We start from the raw sequence: 5,131 nt of genomic DNA, 5'->3' as shown, positions 1-5,131 counted from the left end.
CATGACCCGATCGGCCAGGGCCGGGTCCGCGCGCATCTCCTCCAGCAAGGGCGCGCGCGGATCGAATCCATCCGGCATCCGCCCCAGCGCCGGGCCAAGATCGAAGCGGAACCCGTCCACCCCCGCCTGCGTCACGAAATGCCGCAACGAATCCAGGACCAGCCGCCGCACGACCTGGGCATTGCAGGCGATGCTATTGCCGGTGCCGGTATCGTTGATCAGTCGCCCGTTGGCCTCATGCCGGAAATAGCCCCGCGCATCGAGACCCCGCAGCGACAGGGTCGGCCCCAGCCGGTCGCTTTCCCCATCATGATTATAGACCATGTCGAGGATCACGCCGATCCCTGCTTCATGCAGCGCCGCCACCGTCGCACGCAGTTCGCTTATCCCGCCCGGCGCGAGTCGCGGATCGATTGCGAACCAGTTGACCGGATTATAGCCCCAATAATTAGTCAGCCCCAGCGGCCCCAGATGCCGCTCGTCGATCCATGCGTTGATCGGCATCAGTTCCACGGCCGTCACATGGAGAGCCTGCAAATGCGCGATCACCGCCGGATGGGCGAGCGCGGCGATAGTGCCACGCTGCGCCTCCGGCACGTCGGGATGCAGCTTGGTAAAACCCCGCACTTGGAGTTCGTAGATCAGGCCACCGGGCGCGAAACGGGGCGGCTGGACGGCTACCGGAGGCAGCGGCGCTTCGACCACGCCCTTGGGCATCAACGACGCGGTATCGCCGCCCTCCCCGCGCGGCGCGGCCAGTGCCGGATCATAAACAAAGGGCCGGTCGATCGCGGTGGCATAGGGATCGAGCAGCAGCTTGTCGGGATCGAACCAGAGACCAGCGTCGGGATCATAGGGGCCATCGGCGCGATAGCCGTAGCGGGCGCCCGCACCGACGCCGGCTGCCTCGACCTGCCAAAGCCCGCCGGCGTCGCACGTCATCGGCAGCCGGGTTTCCCGCTCCGCCGTGTCGAAAAGGCAGAGCCAGAGCCGTTCCGCATCCGGCGCCCAGACCGAAAAGCGGGCGCCCGCGCCAGTGAGCAGCGGCACGCCCGGCCCGTCGCTCATGCCGCCTCGGCCAGCAGCGCGCGATAGAGGGCGGCGTAGCGGGTCGCGCTATGATGCCAGGACACGTCGGATCGCATCGCCGCCCGCTGCATCGCCTGCCACACGGCCTTGTCGCGGTGCAATTCCACCACCCGCGCAATCGCGCCATACAGCGCCAACGGATCGGACGGGGCGAACATCACGCCCGTCGCCGCGCCAGCGCTGACCGCCGCCTCATTGGCGTCGATCACCGTATCGGCGAGGCCACCGACCCGCGCCACCACCGGCACGCAACCATAGCGCAGCCCGTAAAGCTGGGTGAGACCGCACGGCTCGAAGCGCGAAGGGATCAGGATCGCGTCCCCGCCCGCCTGCATCAGGTGCGACAGCGGCTCGTCATAGCCGATCTGCACGCCCACCCGGCCGCGATGCCGATCCGCCGCGCCCAGGAACGCGCCCTCCAGCGGATGATCCCCCGATCCCAGCAGCGCCAGCTTGGCGCCCAGCCCGACCAGATGGTCGATGGCCCCGATCATCAGGTCCATGCCCTTCTGCCAAGTCAGGCGGCTGACGATGATGAAGATCGGCCCATCGTCCCGGTCCAGCCCGAATTTCTTTTCCAGCGCGCGGCGGTTGGCGGTGCGCCCCGATAGATTGCGCGCGCCGTAGGGCTTGGCGATCAGCGGATCGGCCAACGGGTTCCAGATATCGGTATCGACCCCGTTCAATAGTCCATGCAGCCGGTCGACGCGCCCGTTGATCAGGCCATCCAGCCCCATGCCATGGACGGGCGAGCGGATTTCCTGCGCATAGGTCGGGCTGACCGTCGTGATCGCATCGGCGGACACGAGACCGGCCTTGAGATAGCCGATCCCGCCATAATATTCGACGCCGTCGACACCCCATGCTTCCAACGGCAAGCCGAGGCCCGCGAATATGTCCGCGCCGAACCGCCCCTGAAAAGCGAGATTATGGATGGTCACGACCTTGGGCACCGCCGCGGCCGGGCCGAAGCGCATATAGGCGGCCGTCATCGCCGCCTGCCAGTCATGGACATGGACGATATCGGGCCGCCAGCCCTTCAGCGCGCCTTCGGCAATGTCCGCGCCGACCCGCGACAGGGCCGCGAAACGGCGCCAATTGTCGGCCCAGTCATTGCCGCCATGATCGCCATAGGGGCCACCCTCCCGCGCGAAGAAGGCTGGCGCGTCGAGCACCAGCAGGTCCAGCCCATCGACCTTCGCGGCGAGGACCGCCGCGGACGCCCCGAACAGATCGTCATAGCGGCGCACCGCCTTGGCCTTGCCCAGCCGCGACAGGACGGACGGATAGCCGGGTACCAGCGTTCGGCTCGACACCCCTTCTCCCTCCAGCGCGCCGGGCAGCGCCCCGACGACATCGGCCAGCCCGCCGGTCTTGATCAGAGGATAGATTTCGGAGGCAACCGACAGAAGCTTCATCGTCATCCTTATGCTCAGGCCGCCAGCCGGTCGATCATCGGCTGGGTGACGAGGCACACGCCGCTGTCGGTCCGGCGGAAACGCTGCGCGTCATATTCGGGATTTTCGCCGATGATGAGGCCGGGCGGAATGATAATCCCCGAATCGACCACGCATTTGTGGAGCCGTGCGCCACGTCCGATCTCACAATCGGGCATGATGATGCTTTCCGTGACCGACGAGAAGCTGTGCGTCCGAACGCCCGAAAAGAGCAGGCTGCGATGCAACGAGGAGCCCGACACGATGCAGCCCCCCGCCACCAGCGAGGAGGTAGCCGAGCCGCGACGGCCATCCTCATTATGAACGAACTTCGCTGGAGGCGTGACTTCCGAATAGGTCCAGAGCGGCCAGCTTCGGTCGTAAAGATCGAGCGACGGCACCACGTCGGTCAGGTCGATATTGGCCTGCCAATAGGCATCGATCGTGCCGACGTCCCGCCAATAGGGCACCAGCTCACTTTCCGCGCGCACGCAGCTGCTGGAAAAGCGGTGCGCCACGGCTTTGCCATGTTTGACGATATAGGGGATGATGTCGCCACCGAAATCGCGCTTGCTGTCCTTCTCGTCCGCGTCGCGCAGCAATTGTTCGATCAGGAAACGGGTGCGGAAGACGTAGATGCCCATCGATGCCAGCGCCATGTCGGGCTGGCCGGGAATGGCAGGCGGGTTTTTCGGTTTTTCGACGAAGTCGGTGATGATGTCCCGTTCGTCGACATGCATGACGCCAAAGCCGACGGCTTCCTTGCGCGGGACTTCCAGGCAGCCAACGGTGACGTCCGCGCCACTGTCGACATGCTGCTGGAGCATCAATTCATAGTCCATCTTGTAGACATGGTCGCCCGCCAGGATCACCATATATTCGGGCGCATAGCTTTCGATGATGTCGATATTCTGGAACACCGCGTCGGCCGTTCCCTCATACCATTGGCTTTCGGAGATACGCTGGCTCGCAGGCAGAATGTCGAAGCTCTCATTGCGTTCGGGGCGCAGGAAGTTCCAGCCGCGCTGCAAGTGCCGGATCAGCGAATGGGCCTTGTACTGCGTCGCGACGCCGATGCGACGGATGCCGCTGTTGAGCGCGTTGGAGAGCGCAAAGTCGATGATCCGCGCCTTGCCGCCGAAATGGACTGCCGGCTTGGCCCGGCGGTCGGTCAGTTCCGCCAGACGACTGCCGCGTCCCCCCGCCAGCACATAGGCCATGGCATCGCGTGCGATCGGCTGATATTTCGTCTGCATTGGGCCTCTCCCTGTCTGCCCGAGATCGCCTGCACGCGCCCGTCGGTATTCAATAATCCAGTTCCAGCATCAAGGTTGCGAAGGGCGGGATGGTGATATTGGCCCATCCCTGCTCGTCCGCTTCCACCATGCCCATGTTTCCGGCGCCACTGCCGCCATAGTCCAGCGCGTCGCTGTTCACTATCTCGCGCCAGCGCCCGCCCGAAGGCAGGCGCATCCGATAGGCATGGCGCAGCACCGGCGTGAAATGGCTGATGATGACGATCGGGCCTGCGCCGGGCGCGCCCCGCACCCAGGCGAAGATCGAATCCTCCGCCGCATCGACCAGCACCCATTCGAACCCTTCCGCCTCGCAGTCGCGGGCATGGAGCGCCGGCCTGTCGCGATAGAGATGGTTGAGGTCGCACAGCAGCTTCTGCACCCCCCGATGCGGCGCATGGTCGAGCAGATGCCAGTCTAGCGCGCCATCCTCGTTCCATTCGGCGCGCTGGGCGAATTCCTGCCCCATGAACAGCAGCTTCTTGCCGGGATAGCCCCACATCAGCCCGTAATAGGCGCGAAGGGTCGCGAACTTCTGCCAGTCGTCGCCCGCCATCTTGTGCAGCAGCGACGCCTTGCCATGCACCACCTCGTCATGACTGAGCGCCAGCACGAAATTCTCGGTAAAGGCGTAGAGCAGGCCGAAAGTGATGTCGTCATGATGATGGACGCGATGCACCGGGTCGCGCTGCAAATAGCGCAGCGTGTCGTGCATGAAGCCCATATTCCATTTGAAGCCGAAACCGAGGCCGCCGCTGTGCGCGGGGTGCGACACGCCTGGCCAACTGGTGGATTCCTCCGCGATCGTCATGACGCCGGGATGCGCGCCATAGATCGCCTTGTTCATCTGCTGGAGGAAACCGACCGCCTCGACATTTTCGCGCCCGCCATGATCGTTGGGAATCCATTCCCCTGCCTTGCGCGAATAATCGAGGTAGAGCATCGATGCGACCGCATCGACCCGCAGACCGTCGACATGATAGCGCTCGGCCCAGAACAGCGCGTTGTTGACCAGAAACTGCGCCACCTCGCGCCGCCCGAAATTGTAGATGGCGGTGTTCCAGTCGGGGTGGAAGCCTTTGCGCGGGTCGGCATGTTCGTAGAGCGCGGTGCCGTCGAACCGCGCCAGCCCATGCTCGTCGGTGGGAAAATGCGCCGGCACCCAGTCGAGGATGACGCCGATCCCGGCCTGATGCGCACCGTCGACGAAGCGCGCGAAGCCGGCCGGATCGCCGAAACGCGCGGTAGGCGCATAGAGACCCAGCGTCTGATACCCCCAGCTTGGATCATAGGGATGCTCGCTGATCGGCA

Annotated in this window: 4 protein-coding genes; all 4 read right to left on the bottom strand. The window is 64.8% G+C overall.

Annotation, left to right across the window (positions count from 1 at the left end; translation table 11 throughout):
* The coding region (locus VMR39_RS06450) for an alpha-amylase family glycosyl hydrolase (RefSeq protein WP_325415164.1) at positions 1–1,068 on the bottom strand (1,068 nt) is incomplete at its 3' end.
* The gene (gene glgA / locus VMR39_RS06445) at positions 1,065–2,513 is read right to left on the bottom strand and encodes a glycogen synthase GlgA (protein ID WP_325415163.1); all 1,449 of its coding nucleotides are present in this window, start codon (positions 2,511–2,513) and stop codon (positions 1,065–1,067) included. The genes glgA and VMR39_RS06450, both read right to left, overlap by 4 nt.
* Before the next feature lie 8 nt (positions 2,514–2,521).
* On the bottom strand, positions 2,522–3,781 hold the full coding sequence (gene glgC / locus VMR39_RS06440; RefSeq protein ID WP_325415162.1) for a glucose-1-phosphate adenylyltransferase: 1,260 nt from the start codon (positions 3,779–3,781) through the stop codon (positions 2,522–2,524).
* A gap of 49 nt (positions 3,782–3,830) precedes the next feature.
* A partial coding sequence (gene glgB / locus VMR39_RS06435) for a 1,4-alpha-glucan branching enzyme (protein WP_325415161.1) occupies positions 3,831–5,131 on the bottom strand: 1,301 nt, incomplete at its 5' end.

This window comes from Sphingobium sp., from assembly GCF_035511395.1.
In the GTDB taxonomy this organism is placed as follows: domain Bacteria; phylum Pseudomonadota; class Alphaproteobacteria; order Sphingomonadales; family Sphingomonadaceae; genus Sphingobium.
This window is presented reverse-complemented; position numbering and strand designations above follow the sequence as displayed.

Excerpts from the sequence above, each read along its gene's own strand:
- glgC (WP_325415162.1), bottom strand. The coding sequence starts at position 3,781 with ATGCAGACGAAATATCAGCCGATCGCACGCGATGCCATGGCCTATGTG.
- glgA (WP_325415163.1), bottom strand. The coding sequence starts at position 2,513 with ATGACGATGAAGCTTCTGTCGGTTGCCTCCGAAATCTATCCTCTGATC.